Source organism: Nocardia vaccinii NBRC 15922 (genome assembly GCF_001613305.1).
GTDB lineage: Bacteria > Actinomycetota > Actinomycetes > Mycobacteriales > Mycobacteriaceae > Nocardia > Nocardia vaccinii.
The window spans coordinates 123,305-142,675 of the sequence record NZ_BDCC01000012.1 but is presented as its reverse complement, the minus strand read 5'-3'; the positions used below and the strand labels follow the sequence as shown (position 1 = coordinate 142,675).

The 19,371-nt window shown below is 68.1% G+C and carries 19 protein-coding genes; 11 read left to right on the top strand and 8 right to left on the bottom strand.

The genetic code is table 11. From position 1 onward, the window contains the following. Positions 1 to 48: 48 nt before the first annotated feature. Together NV1_RS09250 and NV1_RS09245 are read left to right on the top strand one after the other, a co-directional pair. A complete protein-coding gene (locus tag NV1_RS09250; RefSeq protein WP_067887960.1) occupies positions 49 to 1,005 on the top strand; it encodes an LLM class F420-dependent oxidoreductase in 957 nt (318 codons plus the stop codon). Positions 1,006 to 1,081: 76 nt separating this feature from the next. Next, a complete protein-coding gene (locus NV1_RS09245; RefSeq protein ID WP_245713621.1) occupies positions 1,082 to 2,164 on the top strand; it encodes a CaiB/BaiF CoA transferase family protein in 1,083 nt (360 codons plus the stop codon). A gap of 409 nt (positions 2,165 to 2,573) precedes the next feature. On the opposite strand, the gene NV1_RS09240 is transcribed toward NV1_RS09245, so the two are convergent. Further along, positions 2,574 to 3,623, bottom strand: a complete 1,050-nt coding sequence (locus NV1_RS09240; RefSeq protein WP_067887957.1) for a ferredoxin--NADP reductase — start codon at positions 3,621 to 3,623, stop codon at positions 2,574 to 2,576. Between the two features lie 56 nt (positions 3,624 to 3,679). Here NV1_RS09240 and NV1_RS09235 point away from each other — a divergent pair, with 56 nt between their 5' ends. Genes NV1_RS09235 through NV1_RS09220 form a run of 4 tightly spaced genes read left to right on the top strand, consistent with a single transcriptional unit; the run spans position 3,680 to position 7,888 of the window. Further along, entirely contained in the window at positions 3,680 to 5,161 is a 1,482-nt protein-coding gene (locus tag NV1_RS09235; RefSeq protein ID WP_084525210.1) for a class I adenylate-forming enzyme family protein, read from the top strand. Further along, positions 5,139 to 6,044 (top strand): acyl-CoA dehydrogenase family protein, encoded by a 906-nt coding sequence (locus tag NV1_RS09230; RefSeq protein WP_067887954.1) that lies wholly within the window; start codon positions 5,139 to 5,141, stop codon positions 6,042 to 6,044. Before NV1_RS09235 ends, NV1_RS09230 begins: the two co-directional genes overlap by 23 nt. Next, a complete protein-coding gene (locus NV1_RS09225; RefSeq protein WP_067887951.1) occupies positions 6,031 to 7,119 on the top strand; it encodes an acyl-CoA dehydrogenase family protein in 1,089 nt (362 codons plus the stop codon). Before NV1_RS09230 ends, NV1_RS09225 begins: the two co-directional genes overlap by 14 nt. A gap of 1 nt (position 7,120) precedes the next feature. Beyond that, a complete protein-coding gene (locus NV1_RS09220; protein WP_067887948.1) occupies positions 7,121 to 7,888 on the top strand; it encodes an enoyl-CoA hydratase/isomerase family protein in 768 nt (255 codons plus the stop codon). Positions 7,889 to 8,064: 176 nt separating this feature from the next. Here NV1_RS09220 and NV1_RS09215 read toward each other — a convergent pair whose 3' ends face one another. After that, complete coding sequence (locus NV1_RS09215; RefSeq protein WP_084525209.1) at positions 8,065 to 8,865, bottom strand: siderophore-interacting protein; 801 nt, start codon at positions 8,863 to 8,865, stop codon at positions 8,065 to 8,067. Positions 8,866 to 8,893: 28 nt separating this feature from the next. After that, the gene (locus NV1_RS09210) at positions 8,894 to 9,469 is read right to left on the bottom strand and encodes a PadR family transcriptional regulator (protein ID WP_157116716.1); all 576 of its coding nucleotides are present in this window, start codon (positions 9,467 to 9,469) and stop codon (positions 8,894 to 8,896) included. Positions 9,470 to 9,630: 161 nt separating this feature from the next. Here NV1_RS09210 and NV1_RS09205 point away from each other — a divergent pair, with 161 nt between their 5' ends. After that, on the top strand, positions 9,631 to 10,455 hold the full coding sequence (locus NV1_RS09205; protein ID WP_067887942.1) for an SDR family NAD(P)-dependent oxidoreductase: 825 nt from the start codon (positions 9,631 to 9,633) through the stop codon (positions 10,453 to 10,455). A gap of 222 nt (positions 10,456 to 10,677) precedes the next feature. On the opposite strand, the gene NV1_RS09200 is transcribed toward NV1_RS09205, so the two are convergent. Genes NV1_RS09200 through NV1_RS09190 form a run of 3 tightly spaced genes read right to left on the bottom strand, consistent with a single transcriptional unit; the run spans position 10,678 to position 13,293 of the window. Continuing rightward, positions 10,678 to 11,757 carry an NAD(P)H-dependent amine dehydrogenase family protein gene (locus tag NV1_RS09200; protein WP_067887939.1) on the bottom strand — a complete coding sequence of 360 codons (1,080 nt, stop codon included), beginning with the start codon at positions 11,755 to 11,757 and terminating at the stop codon, positions 10,678 to 10,680. A gap of 3 nt (positions 11,758 to 11,760) precedes the next feature. After that, positions 11,761 to 12,594 (bottom strand): acyl-CoA thioesterase, encoded by an 834-nt coding sequence (locus NV1_RS09195; RefSeq protein ID WP_067887936.1) that lies wholly within the window; start codon positions 12,592 to 12,594, stop codon positions 11,761 to 11,763. 45 nt (positions 12,595 to 12,639) lie between these two features. Continuing rightward, positions 12,640 to 13,293: a TetR/AcrR family transcriptional regulator gene (locus tag NV1_RS09190; protein ID WP_067887933.1), complete on the bottom strand. Its 654-nt coding sequence runs from the start codon at positions 13,291 to 13,293 to the stop codon at positions 12,640 to 12,642. 293 nt (positions 13,294 to 13,586) lie between these two features. On the opposite strand from NV1_RS09190, the gene NV1_RS09185 reads away from it, so the two are divergent. The 4 genes from NV1_RS09185 (at position 13,587) to NV1_RS09170 (ending at position 17,329) form a co-directional block, all read left to right on the top strand. Further along, positions 13,587 to 14,585 (top strand): acyl-CoA dehydrogenase family protein, encoded by a 999-nt coding sequence (locus tag NV1_RS09185; protein WP_067887930.1) that lies wholly within the window; start codon positions 13,587 to 13,589, stop codon positions 14,583 to 14,585. Continuing rightward, a complete protein-coding gene (locus NV1_RS09180; RefSeq protein ID WP_067887928.1) occupies positions 14,569 to 15,744 on the top strand; it encodes an acyl-CoA dehydrogenase family protein in 1,176 nt (391 codons plus the stop codon). The genes NV1_RS09185 and NV1_RS09180 overlap by 17 nt, the downstream gene beginning before the upstream one ends. A 14-nt stretch (positions 15,745 to 15,758) precedes the next feature. Continuing rightward, positions 15,759 to 16,541 carry an enoyl-CoA hydratase gene (locus tag NV1_RS09175; protein ID WP_067887925.1) on the top strand — a complete coding sequence of 261 codons (783 nt, stop codon included), beginning with the start codon at positions 15,759 to 15,761 and terminating at the stop codon, positions 16,539 to 16,541. Positions 16,542 to 16,810: 269 nt separating this feature from the next. After that, entirely contained in the window at positions 16,811 to 17,329 is a 519-nt protein-coding gene (locus NV1_RS09170) for an MTB12 C-terminal domain-containing protein (protein WP_067887921.1), read from the top strand. A gap of 71 nt (positions 17,330 to 17,400) precedes the next feature. Here NV1_RS09170 and NV1_RS09165 read toward each other — a convergent pair whose 3' ends face one another. Both NV1_RS09165 and NV1_RS09160 read right to left on the bottom strand, forming a co-directional pair. Continuing rightward, entirely contained in the window at positions 17,401 to 18,192 is a 792-nt protein-coding gene (locus NV1_RS09165) for an acyl-CoA dehydrogenase family protein (protein ID WP_067887918.1), read from the bottom strand. A gap of 84 nt (positions 18,193 to 18,276) precedes the next feature. Further along, positions 18,277 to 19,368 (bottom strand): acyl-CoA dehydrogenase family protein, encoded by a 1,092-nt coding sequence (locus NV1_RS09160; RefSeq protein WP_067887915.1) that lies wholly within the window; start codon positions 19,366 to 19,368, stop codon positions 18,277 to 18,279. Positions 19,369 to 19,371: the final 3 nt, after the last annotated feature.

Here is a 19,371-nt window from a genome sequence, read left to right as displayed (position 1 = left end):
GGAGAATCGCGGCCGCACTGTGAAAGTGCCTGGAACTGGAGGAAATTCGTGCGTATCGGAGTGATGATCGGCCCGGAGAAGGGCGATGCGGCGCGCAAGCTCGACCGGATGCTGGCCGATATCGAATGGGCGGAGTCCGCCGGTCTGGACACGGCGTGGATTCCGCAGATACCCACCGATTTCGACGCGTTGATCACCATCGCGCTGATGGGCCTGAAGACCACGCGCATCGAATTGGGCACGGCCGTGGTGCCTTTGCAGGCGCAACATCCGATCGCTCTTGCGCGGCAGGCGCTTTCGGCCCAGGCTGCGGCGGGCGGGCGGCTCGCGCTCGGCGTCGGGCCGTCGCATCACTGGATCGTGCGGGACATGCTGGGCCTGCCGTACGACAAGCCGGCCGCCTACACTCGCGACTACCTCGACGTGCTCGATCCCGCACTGCGCGGGCCCGGTTCGGTGGATGTGGAGAACGAGGCGTTCACCGTGCACAATCCGCTGGACCTGGGGCCGGTTGCGCCGATCCCCGTGCTGGTGGCCGCGCTGGGACCGGTGATGTTGCGCATCGCGGGGGAGCGGGCCGACGGCACGGTGCTGTGGATGGCCGACGAGCGCGCGATCGCCGACCACATCGCGCCGAAGATCACCAAGGCCGCCGCCGATGCGGGCCGCCCGGCTCCGCGCATCGTGGCGGGGCTGCCGGTGTGCCTGTGCCGTCCGGACGAGGTGGATCAGGCGAAGGAGCGAGCCAACCGCATTCTCGCCGAGGCGGAGGTTTCGCCGAATTATCAACGGCTGCTGGATCAGGGCGACGCCCGGGATATCGGCGATATGTGCGTCGCCGGCGACGAGGCCGCGATCGTGGCGGGGTTGCGCCGGTACGCCGAGGCCGGCGCGACGGATGTGTCGGTGCGGCTGCTGCCGATCGGGGACACGCTCGACGAGTTGCGCGCCTCCAAGCGCCGCACCCGCGAGATGATCGCCGAGGTCGCGCGGGAGTTGCGTTAGTCCCTGCAGGGCAATGGCATTCGGGTCGGAACGTCGGGGCGGATCGCGCGTCGGCGAGGTTCGCGGAGAACGGGTGATGCAGATGCGAGCGGATGGACGAGTGTCGCCGGATCCGGACGCGACCGGCGGAGGTCCGCTGGCCGGGGTCCGGGTCCTGGAAGTCGGCACCATGCTGGCCGGGCCCTACGCGACCATGATGCTGGCCGATCTGGGTGCTGAGGTGACCAAGCTGGAACCGGCCTCGGGCGAGATCTCCCGGCAGGTCAGCGACACCTACTTCGCCAGCCTCAATCGCGGTAAGCGGAGCCTGTGCATCGATCTGACCTCGCCCGGCGGACAGGATCGGCTGGGTGAGTTGGTCGCGCAATCGCATGCGCTGCTGGTGAACCTGAAGCCCTCGGCGATCCGGCGGCTCGGACTGACCTATGCCGCACTGCGCCGCTGGAACGAGCGGATCGTGTGCGTGGCCGTCACCGGATTCGGCCTGGAAGGCGGCGATGACCCTGCCTTCGACTACGTCATCCAGGCATCGGTCGGCATCGCGGCCATGACCGGCGATCCGGACGGCCCACCCACCCTGCCCGGATACTCCTCCGCGGACAATTCCACCGGTCTGACCGCCGCGCTGGGCCTGCTCGCGCAGATCGTGTCGGGCCGCGGCGGACAGGTCGACGTCTCGCTCTACGACGTGATGCTCTCCCAGCTCAACTACCACGCCGCCGCCTATCTGGGCACCGGCGCCGAACCCCGCCGCCGTCCCTTCGGTGCGCACTCGTATTACGTTCCGGCGCAACTTTTCCCGACCGCCGAGGGCTATCTCGCGCTGTTCATCACCCATGACGGATTCTGGAAGACCTTCGCCGCCGAGGCCGGAGTCGCCGGTTTCGAGACCATGGCCGAGCGCGCCTCCAGTCGTGACGAGGTGCTCGCCGCGGTTGCCACCGCCCTGGCCGCCGACACGGCCGCCGGTTGGCAGGATCGGCTGCGCCCCTTGGGAATTCCCGCAGCAGCGGTGCGCACCCTCCCCGAAGCGCTGGCCGCGACCCCCGAAGCGATCGTCACCGCGGGCGACTTCCGCCTGATCCGCAACCCGATCAAGATCGCCGGGTACGAGCCCGAGTACGGCCCGCCCCCGGTCCTGGGCGAGGCCGGGTATTGAAAGACACTCTCGTGCAGCGGGATACCGGAGCCGGGAACATCTCGGCACCGCATTCGCGAGATGCTTCGTGTGCGGGCGGAAGCCGATCCGCATCGCCGGGTATCGGCAACTGCCGAACCCGGACGAGGCCGATCGTCGACAGAGATGCCGTGCGACGAGGGTCCGGACGCGGGAGTTGGAGTCCGCTGCGCATGCATCGAGAGGCGTTGCGCCACGGACGTTCGAGCAGCCCGGGCGAGCGGCCGAGTCATGCGTCGCCGCACCGTGATTCGGCAACTGCGTGGCGTGGCGCGGAAAATGGAGCAATCCGGCGGCGCGACGGGTGAGACTCCCGGTACGCGCGAGGCCCCGCGGGCGGATCGGCTGGGATCCGCTTCGCGGGGCCGGGGCGGGAGGGCGTTCTCGGGTCTCACTCGTAGTCGACGGTGATGGAATCGGTGTCGGGGACGGCCTGGCAGGTCAGTACGTAGCCTTCCGCGAGTTCGTCGTCGGTGAGGGCGTTGTTCTGGCGCAGCGTCGCATGTCCCGCGGTGACCTTGGCCATGCAGGTGGCGCAGTTGCCCGCCTCGCAGGAGAAGGGCGGGGTCAGACCCGCTCGGCGGGCGCTCTCGAGCAGGGTTTCGCCCTCGTTGCGGGGGACGGTCTTCTTCTTGCGGTTCAGGATGATCGTGACGGTGCCTTCGCCCGTGGCTGCCGCCCCGGCGGGAGCGACCGGAGCCGCGGTCGTCGATGTCGCGGTGTCGAGGGGGCCGGCTTCGGGCAGCACCGGCGCCGGAGCGCCGAATCGCTCACTGAAGATCAGGCCCGGTCCGGGCAGGGCCTTCTCGATCATCTCCATGAACGGTTCGGGCCCGCAGACGTAGCTGTCGGCGTCCCCGTCGGACCCGACGAACTCGGCGATCGCCTCGGGGGTGAGGAATCCGCTGTCGGAGTCCAGGTGCCGGATCACGCTGAGTCGTCCGGGATACCGCGCCGCCAGGTCGGCCAGCGCGGTGTCGAAGATCACCGACGCGCGATCCCGGTCCGCGCACAGCAGTCGCACCCGCCGGTCGGTGGTGGCCAGGGCGCTCTTGGTGAGCGACAGGACCGGGGTGATCCCGCTGCCGCCGGTGAATCCGAGCAGGGGCGCCGGTGTTTCGCGCAGGCAGAATCGGCCCGCGGCCTGGGACATCTCCAGTTCGTCGCCCTCGACGACGTTGTCGTGCAGCCAGTTCGAGACCGCGCCGCCGGGCACCCGCTTGACGGTGGTCATCAGTTCGCCATCCGTTTCGGGCGCACTGGACATCGAGTACGAGCGGAACAGGGCCCGGCCGTCGACATTCACCCGGAATGTGCAGAACTGCCCGGCACGGTACGTGATCGGCCCCTCGTGCGGGGCCAGCACGAAGGTGCGTGCGTCCGCGCTCTCCTTGCTGATCCTGGTGACGGTCGCGCGCTGGAACATCGGTGGTCTCGCCATGAACTACCCTCCTCTGGTATTAAGATTCTAGTATAGAGAGAATTAGATTCTCATCAATGAGATTGGACGGTCGCGATGGTGTCGTGCACCACTCGGGAGTCGCCGTGAGCGCGCCGGGCGCTATCGGGCCGCTCCGCGCCGATCCGGTCGCGCTGGTCTTCGAGGGACGCGAGTACACCCGGCAGGAACTGGACCGTCTCGCCGCGGGCCTGGCGGCCGAACTGGCCGAACGTGGCGTGCGGCCGGGTGACCGCGTCGCGCTGATGTCCTCCAACCGGCCGGAATTCGTGATGGCGGTATTGGGGTTGTGGCAGCTGGGCGCGACGGTGGTGCTGATCAGTCCGGCCTGGAAGCGGACCGAGATCGACCACGCACTGGCACTGACCGAACCCGTTCTCGGCGTGGGCGATTCGCCGTTGCTCGCGCAGGCGCTGCCGATGCGGCATCTGGACGAGCCGATCACCCCGCGTCCGCATCCGGCCACCCGGCCCGATCCGCAGTCCGATGCGGTACTCGTGTTCAGTTCCGGCACAACGGGTCTGCCCAAGGCAGTGCGACATACGCACGCCTCGATGGCCGCGGCGGTACAGCACTGGATCAGCGTGCTCGAGCTGAATTCCTATGACCGCCTGCAGATCCTCACCCCGCCCTCGCACATCCTGGGCCTGCTGAACATCGTCACCGTCCTGCAGGCCGGCGCCTGGATGCGGCTGCACCGGCGCTTCGACCTCGAACGCATGCTGAGCTGCATCGCCGAGGACCGGATCACCGTCGAAATGGCCGTGGCCCCCATCGCTCTGGCGCTGGCCGCCCATCCCGGACTCGAGTCCTACGATCTGTCCTCGCTGCGCTACATCATGTGGGGTGCGACGCCGGTCGCACCCGGTGTCGCCGAAACCGTCACCGCCCGAACGGGTGTGCCCTGGCTGCCCGCCTACGGCGCCAGCGAGTTGCCGGTCATCGCGTGCAGCCCGATCGGCGGTGCGCGGCTGGACAGTGTGGGCAAGGCCGCGCCGGGCGTGCGGATGCGCGTGATCTCGCTGGAGACCCGGGAACCGCTGGGCCCGGGGGAGATCGGCGAACTACAGGCTCGCGCCCCCTCGCTCATGGCCGGATATCTCCCCGGCGAGGCGACCGCGAGCGCGTTCGACGAGGGCTGGTACCGCACCGGCGACGTCGGCAGTATCGACGCTGAAGGCTGGATCCGGCTCACCGACCGGTCCAAGGAGATGATCAAGGTGCGCGGCTTCCAGGTCGCACCGGCCGAGATCGAGGCCGTACTGCACGCGCATCCGGCCGTGGCCGACTGCGCGGTGTTCGGTGTGGCCGACCCGGGCGACGGCGAGGCGATCGTCGCCGCGGTCACCCGCGCCGCCGAAGTCACCGCCGACGAACTGGCCGCGCTGGTCGCGGACCGTCTGGCCGGGTACAAGCGGCTGCGCCGCGTGGTCTTCGTATCCGAGATCCCCCGCCTGCCGTCGGGCAAGGTGTTGCGCCGAATTCTCAAGGAGCAGTATGGACGTCAGATACACGAGTGAACAGCGGCAGCTGCGTGACGCCGCCGCGAAACTGGCCGACGACCTGGGACCGGGCTCGGTGCTGGGGCTGGACGACCAGGCCCGGGTGCACAGGCTGGAGTCGACGGTCGCGCAGACCGGTTGGCGAGCGTTGCGCTCGGACGGGGCCACCGGTGTCGAGGTCGCGATCGTCGCCGAGGAGTTCGCGCGCGGACTGGTGGACGTGCCGTTCCTCGGCCCGGTCCTGGCCGATGACCTGCGCGGACAGTCCGGCCAGGCCGATACCCGCTGGACCGTGGCCGTCGACGATCGGGCCATCGATGCCCGCGCTGCCGACCGGGTGCTGATCGTGGCGGGATCCCGGCTGCTGGCCGCGGGCGTCGGCGAGGATTCACCCGGCGCGGACCTGACCAGACATGACGCGCTGATCGATGGTGTCCCCGAACCGCTGGGCGAACTCGGCGCCGACCAGCTCGGCCGCTGGCAGGCGCTGGCGCTCACCGCGACCAGTTCCGACCTGGTCGGATGTGCCCGTGGCGCACAGGCTCTCGCGGTCGACTACGCGAAAGTGCGTGAGCAGTACGGCAATACGATCGGCTCCTATCAGGCCGTCGCGCATCTGCTCGCGGAGAGTCAGGCGCTGATCGAGGGGTCGATCAGCGTGCTGCGACATGCGGCGTGGGCGGTGGACGAACTCACTCCCGGCGAGGCCATCCGGGCCGGGCAGATCGCCAAGCTGTACTGCGCGCGGTCCGCGTTGACGGTGTGCGAGACGGCCATCCAGGTGCACGGCGGTATCGGCAACACCTGGGAATGCCTGGCGCACGTCTATCTGCGGCGCGCGCTGAACTCGACAGAACTGTTCCCTGTGCGTCTGGAGGAGATCGACTGTGGACTTTCGTGATTCACCCGAAGAGGCCGAATTCCGGTCGCGCCTGCGCGACTGGCTGGCCGAGACCGCCGGACGCTTCCCGACCTCGGGCGATGAGTACTGGGCGCGGCAGGGCGAATGGCATCAGGCCCTGTACGCGGCGGGATTCTTCGGCGTGACCTGGCCGCGGGAGTTCGGCGGGCAGGAGCTGCCGCCGGTCTTCGACGTCATCCTGGACGAGGAACTGGCGATCGCCGGAGCGCCGCCGCGCCCGAGCCTGGGCTATCTGGTGCAGGGGCTGGGGCGGCACGGCAGCAAGGAATTGCATCAGCGCTTCCTGCCCGGGATGATCAACGGCACCGAACGCTGGTGCCAGGGCTTCAGCGAACCGGGTGCGGGCTCGGATCTGGCCTCGCTGACGACCACCGCCACCCGCGAGGGCGACCACTACGTCATCCACGGGCACAAGATCTGGACCAGCTACTCCGATGTCGCGGACTGGTGTCTGCTGCTGGCCCGCACCGATGCGGATGTGCCTCGGCACAAGGGGATTTCGGCGTTCATCCTGTCGATGCATCAGGCGGGCGTGGAACAGCGGCCGCTGAAGATGATCAGCGGTGTCACCCGTGAGTTCGGGCAGGTGCGCTTCGACGGCGCGACGGTGCCCGCCGATCAGATCGTCGGCGAACCCGGCGACGGCTGGAAGCTCGCCATGACCGTGGTCGGGCACGAACGCGAGCCCTCCACCCTCGGATTCGCCGCGCGATACGGAAAGCTGGTGCGCCAGTTGGCCTCCCGAGTGGACGGGCCGCCGCCCGCCGAACTCGCCTGGGCCGCGGTGCAGACCGAGATGCTGCGGTTGCACGTGCGCCGCAGGCTCTCCGAGCAGCTCGACGGGGTGACCCACGGTCCGGACGGATCGCTGGACAAACTGCTCATGACCTGGGTCGATCAGTCGGTCGGACATGCCGCGCTGAGTGTGGGCGGCAGCCGCGATCCCGAACTGCTCGGCTCGTACATGTACAGCCGGGCGCAGAGCGTCATGGGTGGCACCTCGCAGATTCAGAAGAACATCATCGCCGCACGCATCCTGGGATTGGGAGTTTGACATGTACGACATGCCCGCCGAAATCGACGTCCGCGCCGAGGGGCCGGTCCGGATCATCACCCTCAACCGTCCCGACGCACTCAACGCGGTCAACGATTCGCTGCACTCGGGGCTGGCCCGGCTCTGGCCGCGGCTCAGCGCGGATCCCACCGCGCGAGTCGCCGTGCTGACCGGCGCCGGGCGCGCGTTCTCCGCGGGCGGGGATTTCAGCTATCTCGACGAGTTGAGCAACGACCGCGACCTGCGCGCGAAGTCCATCGCCGACGGCCGCGACATCGTGCTCGGGATGGCGCGCTGCCGGATTCCGGTGATCGCCGCGGTGAACGGACCTGCCGTCGGATTGGGTTGCAGCCTGGTCGCTTTGAGCGATCTGGTCTACATCGCCGAGACCGCGTACCTGGCCGATCCGCATGTGCAGGTCGGCCTGGTCGCCGCCGACGGCGGCCCGCTCACCTGGCCGCTGCACACCAGCATGCTGCTGGCCAAGGAGTACGCCATCACCGGTGCGCGCATCCCCGCCGAGCGGGCCCGTGAGATGGGTCTGGCCAACCACGTCGTCGCCGATCCGGTCGCCGAGGCCCTGGCCTGCGCGCAGCGCATTCTCGAACTGCCCCAGCAGGCGGTGGAGAGCACCAAACGCCTGTTCAACATGCAGCTCGAGCACACGGTGTTGCAGACTCTCGATTTCGCGCTCACCGCAGAGGATCTCACCTTCCAGAGCGAGGACTTCAAGGCCAATATCGCGAAGCTCACCGCCGCCAAGCGCTGAGTTCGCCGGTCGGCGGCCCGGTAGTTCGCGGTACGTGAGGGCACCCCTGATCGACCTGGGTCTGTTTGCAGCCGACCGGATTCCGGCCCAATGGGCGCTGTGCTGAGTGGCGGCGGTCGCTGTCGGCGGAGTTCGCGGCCGGACCCGGCACGGCGGTCTGTACGCGCGCCGCGCTGTCAGTCCATGCCGCGCTTGCCGGGTGTCCAGAACGGTTTGGTGACGACCGACCGTCGCGGCCAATGCCGTTCCCGGACAAGATATCCGGAGATCATCTGGATAGTCCTGGCTTCTCCGGCGAGGTAGGCGATACCGGGTTCGGCCGGGAGGTCGATCGCGCGGACCGCGTCGAGCAGTGTCTGCGACCGGGCGGCCGAGGCGGTGCCGCGCAGCGGGCGGGTCAGGGCCACGGCCCGGTGCAGGGGGAGGCGGTCGGTCTCGGTGGCGGTTTCGACCGCGCCGTAGACCGGGACGTGGCCGGGGACCGCGCGCAACATCGGGCCGAAGGCCGCCGAGGCGGTCTCCTCCCCGGCGAACAGGTGGTACGGAGCGTCCGGGCGGAGGGTGAACGAGCCCTCGGGGCCGCGGAAGCGCACGGCGAGACCGGGTTTCGCCTGGCGGCCCCAGACGGCGCCGGGGCCCTCGCCATGATCCATGACGCAGATGTGGATCTCGGCGGCGTCCGGATCGTAGTGCCAGACCGAATAGGTGCGCAGATCGCCGATCCGACCCATGACGCCCTCGGCGTTCGGATCGCCGGTCGCGATCCGGATCTGCTGTCCCGGAGACCAATTCAGGCCGCGCAGGGCCGGTCCGCCGATGCGGATGCGGCGCATGCGCGCGGCGATCTGTTCGGTCTCGAGGACCTGGCCCTCCAGGAAGAAGCGGTCCATCAGGCGGTTCCGCAGGCCGCGGGGCGAGTCGGTCGGCGGATTCGCCTCGGCGATGGTCGTGTGCGCGGGAGTGTCGTTGTGCGCCATGGGAATACCTTCGTATCGGGAGATGCGATCACTCGGTGCGGCGGCCGCGACGCCGCTGCTGATGATGAGCCCGGTGTGCGTGTTTGATCTCGGTCTTCAGCTGCCGCAGCTCGCCGGTGGCCTCGGTCAGGACCGCCCGGACCCGGTCGACGACCTCCGGGTCGCCGTGGGAGTGCACGATCACCGAGACCGCGGTCTTGAACAGACGCAGTGCGGGGCCGACGATCTCGGCGGCGTCGGGATCGCGGAACATGCCCCACTCACCGCGTTCGGTGGCGCGGTCCCAGATCTGTTCCACGGTCTCGCCGTGTGCGTCCACCTCGGTTCGGCCCGCGACGGTGATGTGGAAAACCTTTCTGCCGCTGTCGATCTCGAGCGTGGCCAGCCCCTCGTCCTCCAACTGCTGGAGGGTGGGGTAGACCGCGCCCGCGCTCGGGCGATACGCGCCGCGGCAGCGATCCTCCAGCCGGGACATCAGTTCGTAGCCGTGGCCGGGCTGCTCGGCGATGAGCGCGAGCAATGCCAGCCGCAGCTCACCGGGCCCGAAGAACCGCCCCGGACCCGGGCCGATGCCGCCTGGAATAGGAGGTCGTCGTGGACTCACGCTCTCAAGTTATATCGTAAGATATAGCGAAAGCAATACCTTCGATTCGGCGCGCCGGCTGTTCACAGGCGTGAGAATGGTGTGTACATTTATTGAGAATGTAGTTTCCATGCACGTTCGAGCCCGTTGCACCGCAAGGGTTCCGATGAAGAGGAGCCGTGATGCAGATACGGTCGGGCCAGGTCGCCGTCATCACCGGCGGCGCCAGCGGTATCGGCTACGGCCTGGCCGAGGCGCTCGCCGCCCGCGAGGTCCGCCTGATCCTCTCGGACATCCGGCAGGACGGCCTGACCGAAGCCGCGGCCGCGCTGCGCGGCGCCGGAGCCGAGGTCACCGCCGTGGTCGCCGACGTGAGCGACGAGCCCTCGGTGCAGGCGCTCGCCCGGGCCACCATGACCGCCTACGGCCGCGTGGATCTGGTCTGCAACAACGCCGGAGTCGTCTGCCCCGCGACCCCGATGTGGGAGCAGGACGCGCGCACCTGGCAGCGCATGATCGGCATCAAGATGCTCGGAGTCATCCACGGCGTCAAGGCTTTCGCGCCGCTGCTGATCGCCCGGGGCGCCGGCCACATCCTCAACACCGCCTCCTCCGGCGGCCTGACCCCGCTCCCGGATCGCACCCCCTACACCGGTACGATGCACGCGGTCGTCGGTCTCACCGAAACCCTGGATTTGGAACTGAAACAGGCATCACCGAACCTGGGCGCGACCGTCCTGTGCCCCGGGCTGGTGGACACCCCGCTCGGCCGGAACTCGGCCACCCTCGGTGCGATCACACCCCCGCCCGCCGACGCCCCCGCCCCCTCGATGCGCACCCTGGCCGCGGCCCGCGGCGGAATCCTCTCTCCTCGAGAGGTAGCCGAGGCGGCGCTCACAGCAGTGGAACAGGGGCGCGTCCACGCCGCGCCCGGCGCGGGCGTCGCCGAGCGAGCCCAGGCCCGGGTGGACGCGTTGCTCGCAGATCTGGCAGCCGACGGCCACTAACTCCGGGCCAAGCCATCCGATGCGAATTGCTCTGTGCCCAAACGCATCTGTGCATACGTGCGCCCGTCCAGGGCGGCACAACCGTGAGCGGCTCGTCATATGCGGTGACTGCGAGTTACGCACGGTGAGTGCGCATTACGGCCGTCTGAAGTGCAGTACAGTGCGCCGCAATCGAATCGCGCTCAGCCTAGTTTCGTGAGGCTCAGCCCGGTTTCGTGAGGCTCAGCCCAGTGTCGTGATGATGTGCGGTAGGTCCAGTGTGGTGCGAATACCGGGCTCGGCAGCGCACACCGCGGGCACGGCATTGACCGCGCGGTTGGCGGTGTAGGCGGGGGAGATCTCCGCCATGCGCTCGAGCGGGACCGGGAAGTGGAGCGTGACCTCGAGCGGGGCGTCGCCTTCCACCGAGATGTGCCAGCCGGTGTCGTGCAGGTCCCAGGCGGGTTCGATGTCCTTGCCGCAGTACCAGGTGGCGCGGAAGCTCAGCAGCGGTCGGCCGCCGACCAGGCCGGTGATCGTGGTGCGTTGCGCCGCAACGGTTCCCTGCTCGATCGTGCCCGCGGCGATGGTGAACGTCTCGCGTGCGGTGGCGACCTCGCCGTGTGCGGTGAGCGAGTCGACGGGCAGGCCCAGGGCGTCGCCCACCAGGCGCAGCGACGGGCCGAAGCTCGCGGCGAGATATTCGGCCCGGGCGGGATCGAATTCCGTCGGCGGTCGGCCGAAACCCATGATGTCGAACAGCATGGCCGCCGAATCCCGTCGGGACAGGTCGGCGTACTCGTCGATCGCCAGGCGGTCCAAGCGGCGCTGAATCGAGGACAGCACGAGCGGTACGGCCTCGCTGATGAATCCGGGACTGCTCCCGGTGCTGTGCACCGAGGACCGACCGAGCCCGCACGCGTGCTGAACCTGGTGCCGCAGCGCGGGATCCATGCTCGCGGGATGGTGGAAGGCCCCGCAGGTGGTCACCACATTCGCGCCGGCGGTGAGCAGGCGGACCACGGTGTCGCCGTCGAAGATCAGCGGCATGTAGAGTACGCAGTCCGCGTCCAGATCGATGATCCGCTCGATGTCGTCGGTCGCGAGGACGCCGGTCGGCGGTAGACCGCACAGCTCACCCGCGTCCCGCCCGGCCTTGTCGGGCGAGTGCACCAGCAGGCCGACGAGTTCCAGATCCGGATGTTCGATCACCCCGCGCAGCGCACGGGTGCCGATCGTGCCGGTCGCCCACTGCACCACCCGGTATCGGGGCTTATCCGGATCGCGGTGAGAAGTGTGGTCCAGCAACGTATTCGGCTCCATTATTCACTTCACCGCCGACTCGGTGCCGGGTTGCGGGAAGCGGACCATGGCCTCCTGCGCGTACGAGGCGACCAGTTGCCCGCCCTCGGTGAGGACATCGCCGCGACCGAAACACCGGCCGCCGGACATGATCGGGCTGTCCTGACGCAGCAGCAGCCATTCGTCGGTGCGGAAGGTCCGGTGGAACCACAGGCTGTGCGAGGTCACCGCCGAACGGAAGGCGGTTCCGTTGCCGCTCTGGCGAATTCCCTCCAGCGGACGCAGCGCGGTGCCGATGAGATTGAGGTCGGTGGCGTAGGCCAGGATCGCCGGCGCCAGTTCCGGGGAGACCTGCGGCGTGCGCATCCAGAACTCGAATTCCGGTGGCCCGGAGGCGGCATCGTCCAGATCGGCGGCCGCGCGGGTCTCCCACGGCAGCAGGCCCCACTCCACCTTGTGCTCGTCGCCGAGCATCACGGCGGGCGCGGGCACGCTCTGCCGCTCGGGTCCGTCCTCGGGCGCGTGCAGCGAGATCGAGGCGGTGGCCGCGACACCGGAATCCTGTTCGGCGACGATGCTCACCGTGGCGAACGAACGGCCCTCGTGGTGGCGACGCACCCGGTAGCGGATCGGCTCGTCGGTGCGGCCCTCCCGCGCGAACAGCGCGTGCACCGATTTGACCGACTTGTGCGGACAGCTCAGCGCGGCCGCGCGGACGAACTGGCCCAGCAGTTGCCCGCCGAAGACGCGGTAGTACTCCAGCTGCTGGTTGGCGCCCTCGAAGACGATCTCATCGTCCAGGGACGACCGGGTCGACAGTTCGAGGCAGGCGAGAAGATCACTCCACAGGTCGGGCATACACCCGAGTGTAAGTGAAACTCTCGAAGATTGAGAATAAGATTCTCACTTGCGGGCGAAGCCGTGCGCGCAGAAGCTCCAGACCTCGGCGGCGCTGATCGGGTGCGTGGTCTCCTCGTCGGTGCCGCCATTGGACTGCGCGGTGAACATGACCGTCTGCATCACCATGGCCGCCACTCGGCGCGGATTGGCATCGCTGCGCAGTTGCTTGGCCTCCTGTGCCTGTTCCATCAGCTCGGTGAACAGCGCGAGCACCGGAGCGTGCGCGACCTTCACCTGGGAGGGATGCGAGACCAGCAGCTGCGGTGCGAAATCGGTGAACAGCGGGCGCTGGGCATTCGGATCGGGACGGCACAGCTCGTACAGCAGCTCGACGGTGACCTGTAGCCGCTCCAGCGGGTCGCTCTTGGCGTCCGCGGCGGCGCGCAGCTGATCGGCCGTGCGGTTCAGCGCGTCCTCGAACAGTGCCAGCAGCAGTTCGTGTTTGCCGTCGAACTGCAGATAGAAGCTGCGCAGTGACTGGCGGGAGCGGTCCACCACCTCCTGGACGGTGAAGTCGGTGGTGCCCTTCTCGGTGATGATGGCCTGGGCGGCATCCAAAAACCGCTGCACGCGCTGCTCGGCGCGCAACTTGGCGGTGCGCAGCGAACGCTCGACGGCGCGCTGCTTCCAGGCGGGCTCTTCGCTGGGGCTGCTCACGACTGCACCTCGACGTGGGACGCCCACGGCTGTGTCGTCGGTGTGCTCGCGGACTCACTCACGGGCTCACGGCTCCTCGGTTATGTGAAGAGAACATGAATGCACTGTACCGGAGAACGTATTTCCATCGGGTTGCTGGGTGGCGTGTTCTGCGACATGTTGGAGACTATTACTTCCACTGAGCGAGAATGTTATTCTCGCTACAGAACGATGAAAGGCAGCCGTGGCGGCCGAGCGTTGGCTCGTGCCGCTGCGCTGCCCGGGAAAATCTGCCGGCAAGGAGGCTGTCCGCGATGCTTTTGGAGTTCGACTCCGACCAGCGGCTGTGGCACGACACGGTGCGCGAGGTGCTGGCCAAACAGTGCCCGCCGGCGCTGATTCGGGAGATCGCCGACAAGGGGGCCGACAGTGATGCGCTGTGGCGCAACTACATCGGGCACGGCTGGACCGAGCTGACCGATCCGGCTGCCGCGGTCGAGCTGGGGATCGTGCTCGAAGAACTCGGATACGCGACCGATCCGACGCCCTATCTGGCCACGATGACCCAATTCGCGCCGCTGGCACCGGAATTCGCGCGGCCGGAAGTTTCCGGGACGGCGATCTACGACGGCGTCAACGCCTTCCGTGATGCCGGAGGATGGGTCCTCACCGGGACCGCGCGGCACGTGCTGGATGGTGATCGTGCCGAACAGTTCGCGGTGGTGACCGATGCCGGAGTGTTCGTGGTGCCCGCCGCCGAGGTGAGTGCCCGCCGCAGCATGGTGTTCGACCCGGTGCTGCACATCGGTGAGGTGAGTTTGGCCGGTGCGCGGGTGCGCGAGGAGAACTATCTGCGCCCCGATACCGAGCGCGCCCGCCATGTGGCGTTGACCGGGATGGCGCTGACCATGGTCGGCGCCTGCCGCCGCGTCCTGGATCTGGTGCTGGAGCATGTGCGCACCCGCGAGCAGTTCGGGGTGCCGATCGGCTCGTTCCAGGCGGTCAAACACAAGGCCGCCGATATGCACATCGCCATCGAAAGAGCCCGTGCCCTGGCCTATTTCGCGGCGCTGACCATTCGCGAGGACGACCCGCGGCGGCGCATCGCCGCGGCGATGGCCAAGGCCGCCGCGGGGGAGTGCCAGGCGCTGGTCTTCCGCCACGGCATGCAGCTGTTCGGCGCGATGAGTTTCACCTGGGAGAACGACCTGCAGTTCGCGCTCAAACGGGCCAAGTCCGGCGAGCTGCTGCTCGGCGGCGCCGCCGAGCACCGCGCACTGATCGCCGAGGAGTACCGTGCAACTGAGTTTTGATCCCGAGGTCGAGGAGTTCCGGGCCGAATTCGCCGCCTTCCTCGCCGACAACCTGCCCGACAAGGTCGCCGCCGCCGCGGATCGGCCGATCTCGAGTGCCGAGGTGCCGCCCTGGGCGCGTGAGTGGCAGCGGTTGCTGTTCGACAACGGCTGGCTGCTGCCCGGCAACCCGCCCGAATTCGGTGGCCGCAACGCCGGAATCCTGCAGCAGTACGTACATCTGCAGGAGCTCTCGTACCGCCGCATCTACCCGAGCTTCAACCCACAGGGTCTGGGCATCATCGCGGCCTCGCTGCTGTCCTTCGGCACCGAGGAGCAGAAGACCCGTTGGGCGCGAAGGATTCTGCGCGCGGAGATCACCGCGGCGCTGGGGATGAGCGAACCGGGTGCGGGCTCGGATCTGGCCGGGCTGCGCACCCGCGCGGTGCGCGACGGCGATGATTTCGTGGTCAACGGACAGAAGGTGTGGACCTCGGGCGCGCACGACGCCGACGTGTTGCTCACCTTCGTCCGCACCGATCCGGATGCGCCCAAGCACAAGGGAATCAGCGTGCTGCTGATCCCCACCGATTCGCCCGGACTGACCCGGCGGCCGTTCGCCTCCATCTGCGGACCGCACGATCTGGACTTCAACGAGGTCTTCTTCGAGAACGTCCGGGTGCCCGCGGAGAATCTGGTCGGCCCGCTGAACGGCGGCTGGGGCGTCGCCAACGGTTCGCTCGGGCACGAACGCACCCTGTTGTGGCTCAGTTTCGCCGATCGGCTGCAGGAACTGCTCGAGGACTTCCGGCCCAGGACGGTGCTGGACCGGGACCGGTACGCGACGCTCGCGATGGACAATCAGGCACTGCGGCTGCTGGGTTCGGCGGCGCTGGCCCGCGAGGCGCGCGGCGAACAGGACGTGGCCTCGCTGTCGGTGCTAAAACTGCTGGGTTCGGAGGCGGTGCAGAGTGCGGCCGATTCGGCGTTGTACGCCAAGGGAATCGACGGTCTGGATCATCCGGCGATGACCGCGCCGTTCACTCCGCTCAACAACGACAATATGGTCAGCAGCTGGTTCGAACGGTATGTGCGGAGTTTCGCCGGGACGATCGCCGGCGGCACCTCGGAAATTCAGCGCAATATTGTGGCCGAGCGCGTACTCGGCCTCCCCCGATAGGTGAGGAGCCCGATTTGTTGATCCGCTACGAGGTCGCCGACAAGGTCGCGACCATAACCCTGAATCGCCCCGAGGTCGCCAATGCGCAGAACCCGGAGCTGCTCGACGAACTCGATCAGGCCTGGACGCGCGCTGCGGCCGATGAGGACGTGACGGTGATCGTATTGCGGGGCGAGGGAAAACATTTCTCTTCCGGGCACGATCTGCGCGGCGGCGGGAAATGGCCGGACAAGATCACGCTCGACATGATCTACACGACCGAGGCGCGCCGATATCTGGAATATTCGCTGCGCTGGCGCAATGTTCCCAAGCCGTCGATCGCGGCGGTGCAGGGGCGGTGCATCTCCGGCGGGCTGCTGCTGTGCTGGCCGTGCGATCTGATCGTGGCGTCCGAGGACGCGCTGTTCTCCGACCCGGTGGTGCTGATGGGCATCGGCGGGGTCGAATACCACGGGCACACTTGGGAATTGGGTCCGCGCAAGGCCAAGGAGATCCTGTTCACCGGACGTCCGGTCACCGCGCGGGAGGCCGAGCAGGTGGGCATGGTGAACAAGGTGGTGCCGCGTGAGTCGCTGGACGACGAGACCGCCGAGTTGGCCCGGCACATCGCCACGATGCCGCCGTTCGGCCTGCGCCAGGCCAAACGCGCGGTGAATCAGACCCTTGATATCCAGGGCTTCTACGCGGCCATTCAATCGGTGTTCGACGTACATCAGACCGGCCACGGCAACGCGCTGAGTCATACCGGTATGCCGATTCTCGCGCATCTGGCCGAGATGAAGGAGAAGTTGAAATAATTGGAAGTATTTCCGGCGGAATCGCGAGATTCGCACACCTCGGACCAGTATTTGGCTAACATGGCTGCTGTCGGCATCCCACTCGAATACGCCGGCAGTGCTTCGCCATACGTGACACGGCGGCGAAGCAGTTGAATACACGAATCTCGGGTCGGCGATGCGCCGGATCGGTGCTCGCGGCTCGTATCGACCGCATAGATCGATTCCGCCGAAGCACCCGCGGCGGAATATCACCCAGTCCGAAATTCCTTCCGGAAAGAAATATACCCATGCGCGATACCCTTTTCCGCCGGACCGCGATCTGCGCCGTCCTGGTGACCGTCGGCGCCTCCGTGCTGGCGGGCTGCGGCTCGTCGAACAGCGATACGAGCAAATCGACCACGGCGGCCGCGACCAGTTCCGCGGCGGCGACCACGTCGAGCGCCGGGACCAAGGCAGACGCCGCGACCACGCAGGCGATCACCGAGGTCTTCACGAAGTTCTTCGACGCCAAGACCTCCGCCGCGGACAAGGCCGCCCTGGTGGAGAAGGGCGACGCGTTCGCGCCGGTGCTCCAGGCCCAGGCGAGCAACCCGCAGGCACAGGGCACCTCGGCCTCCGTGTCGGCCGTGACCCTCGACGATCCCACCCACGCCTCGGTGACGTACACGATCCTGATGGGCGGAAGTCCGGTGTTGCCCAACCAGTCCGGTAAGGCGGTGCAGGACGGCGGCAAGTGGAAGGTCGCCGCGGCCACCTTCTGCCAGCTGATGACGATGCAGGGCGGCAAGTCGCCGGCTTGTAGCTGAGCCTGGTTCGGCGCGGACGAGTGAAGGGCCGGTGCGATCCGCACCGGCCCTTCTGCCGCGGATCACCGGTTCTACAGCTGCGCCAACCGGGGCGCGGATCCCTCCGCGCGGATTCGTGCCCCGGCTTCGCGAGTCAATTCCCTTGTGCTGCCCAGCAATCCGTCCAGCACGAGAACGCGCCGAATATGTCCCTGTAACTCGTGTTCGGCGGTGAACCCGATCCCGCCGAGCGTCTGCTGGCAATGTTTCGCGGCCAGCAGTGCCGCCCGTCCGGCGGCGGCCTTGGCCAGCAGGGCGCCGAATTCGTCGTCGGCGGTGCTCAGCGTCGCCTCGGCCCCCTCCAGCGCGACCAGCGTCTCGGCCAGCCGGTGCCGGATCGCTTGGAATGAAGCAACCGGACGTCCGAACTGCTTGCGGTCCAGGGCATGTCGTCGTGCGAGCGCCAGCATGGTGCGGCCGCTGCCGATCAGCCACCAGGCCAGCGCCCGACGTCCCGGGCCGAGCGGGATATCCGCACCCGGTGCCGTCGGATGCAGCGGCAGATCCTCGTCGACCGTGCCGCCGGGCTGGTCCGTGCGCTCCCAGACGACCCACGATCCACCGGCGAACGGTAGAGCCACGGTGCCGCCCAACGGATTTCCGGAAGCCTGCGCGAGTACGTCGTTGAGCACCGGTGCATGCGCACCGGTCTCCCCGAGCAGCCGGAACACCAGAGGTATCGCGACATCGGGCATCTCGGCGAGCATCTCGGTCCACCCCAGCTCACCCAGCGCACGATCGAGCGCGGCTCCCGAGGCGGAGCCCATCGCCTTACTCAAACTCTCGGCAATCAGCTCGATTTCTGCGGAATCGGTGTCGGTCATCGGGACTTTCCTTCCTCGGCGCGCGGAGACCTCGGCCGGCGGAGCGATCAGGGTTCGTGTGCTGTCCGACCCGCCCAGCGCGCATCACTGTTCTTTCCCCAGATCCAGCAGTCGCCGGGCGACGATATTGCGTTGGATCTCGGCGGTGCCGCCGTAGATGGTGGCCGCGCGGGAGTACAGGAATTCGGTGCGCCACGGGGAATCCCGCAGTTCCACCGCGCCGGGCAGCAGGTCGCGGGCGGTGTCGAACAGTTGCTGCTCGGCGGTCGCCAGCAGGATCTTGTCCACCGAGGTCTCCGGACCCAACGACGCGCCGGATGCCAAGCGCCGCTGGGTTTCCCGCGATCGGCATCGGACGGTGTGCAGGGCCAGATAGGCCGCCCCGAGTTCGGCGTCGTCGGCGATCGTGGTCTGGTCGAGCACTCGGTCCAATCGGGTGAACAGGTAGGCGATCCGATGCCAGAAGCAGGTCGAGCGTTCGTGCGGCAACAGATCCATCGCCACCCGCCAGCCGTCGCCCGGACGTCCCAGCATGCGGTCGGCCGGGATGCGGACGTCGTCGAAGTACACCTCGGCGAATTCGTCCACGCCGTGCATCGTGCGCAGTGGGCGCACGGTGATGCCGGGAGTGTCCATATCGAGGAAGAAGGCGGTGACCCCGTCGTGGCCGGGTGCGGTCCGGGTGAGCAGGACGCAGCGCGCCGCGTACTGGGCCAGACTTGTCCACACCTTCTGCCCGTTGACCACCCAATGATCGCCGTCCGGAACGGCTTTCGTGCTCAGCGAGGCCAGATCACTGCCCGAGCCGGGCTCGGAGAACCCCTGGCACCACTGCTCGCGCCCGGACAGCAGCCGCGGTACCATCTCCGCGGCCAGTTCGGGGCGGGCATAGGAGATCATCGTCGGTGCGAGCACCTCGATCATCGAGTAGTTCCCGGGTTCGGCCAGGTCGCGAATGGCGACCTCCTCGCCGAGAATCGCCCGCAGTACGGCCGGGCCGCCCAGCCCGCCGACCTCGGCGGGCCAGCCGTACCGCATCCATCCCGCGTCGTAGAGCGCGCGACGCACGCGGCACAGCTGCTCGAGCTCGCCGTCGAGCGAGTGATCGGGGCCGGGCGACAGGTCGTTCTCGTCCAGCCAGGCGCGCACCCCCGACCGAAACTCATTGATATCCATGTG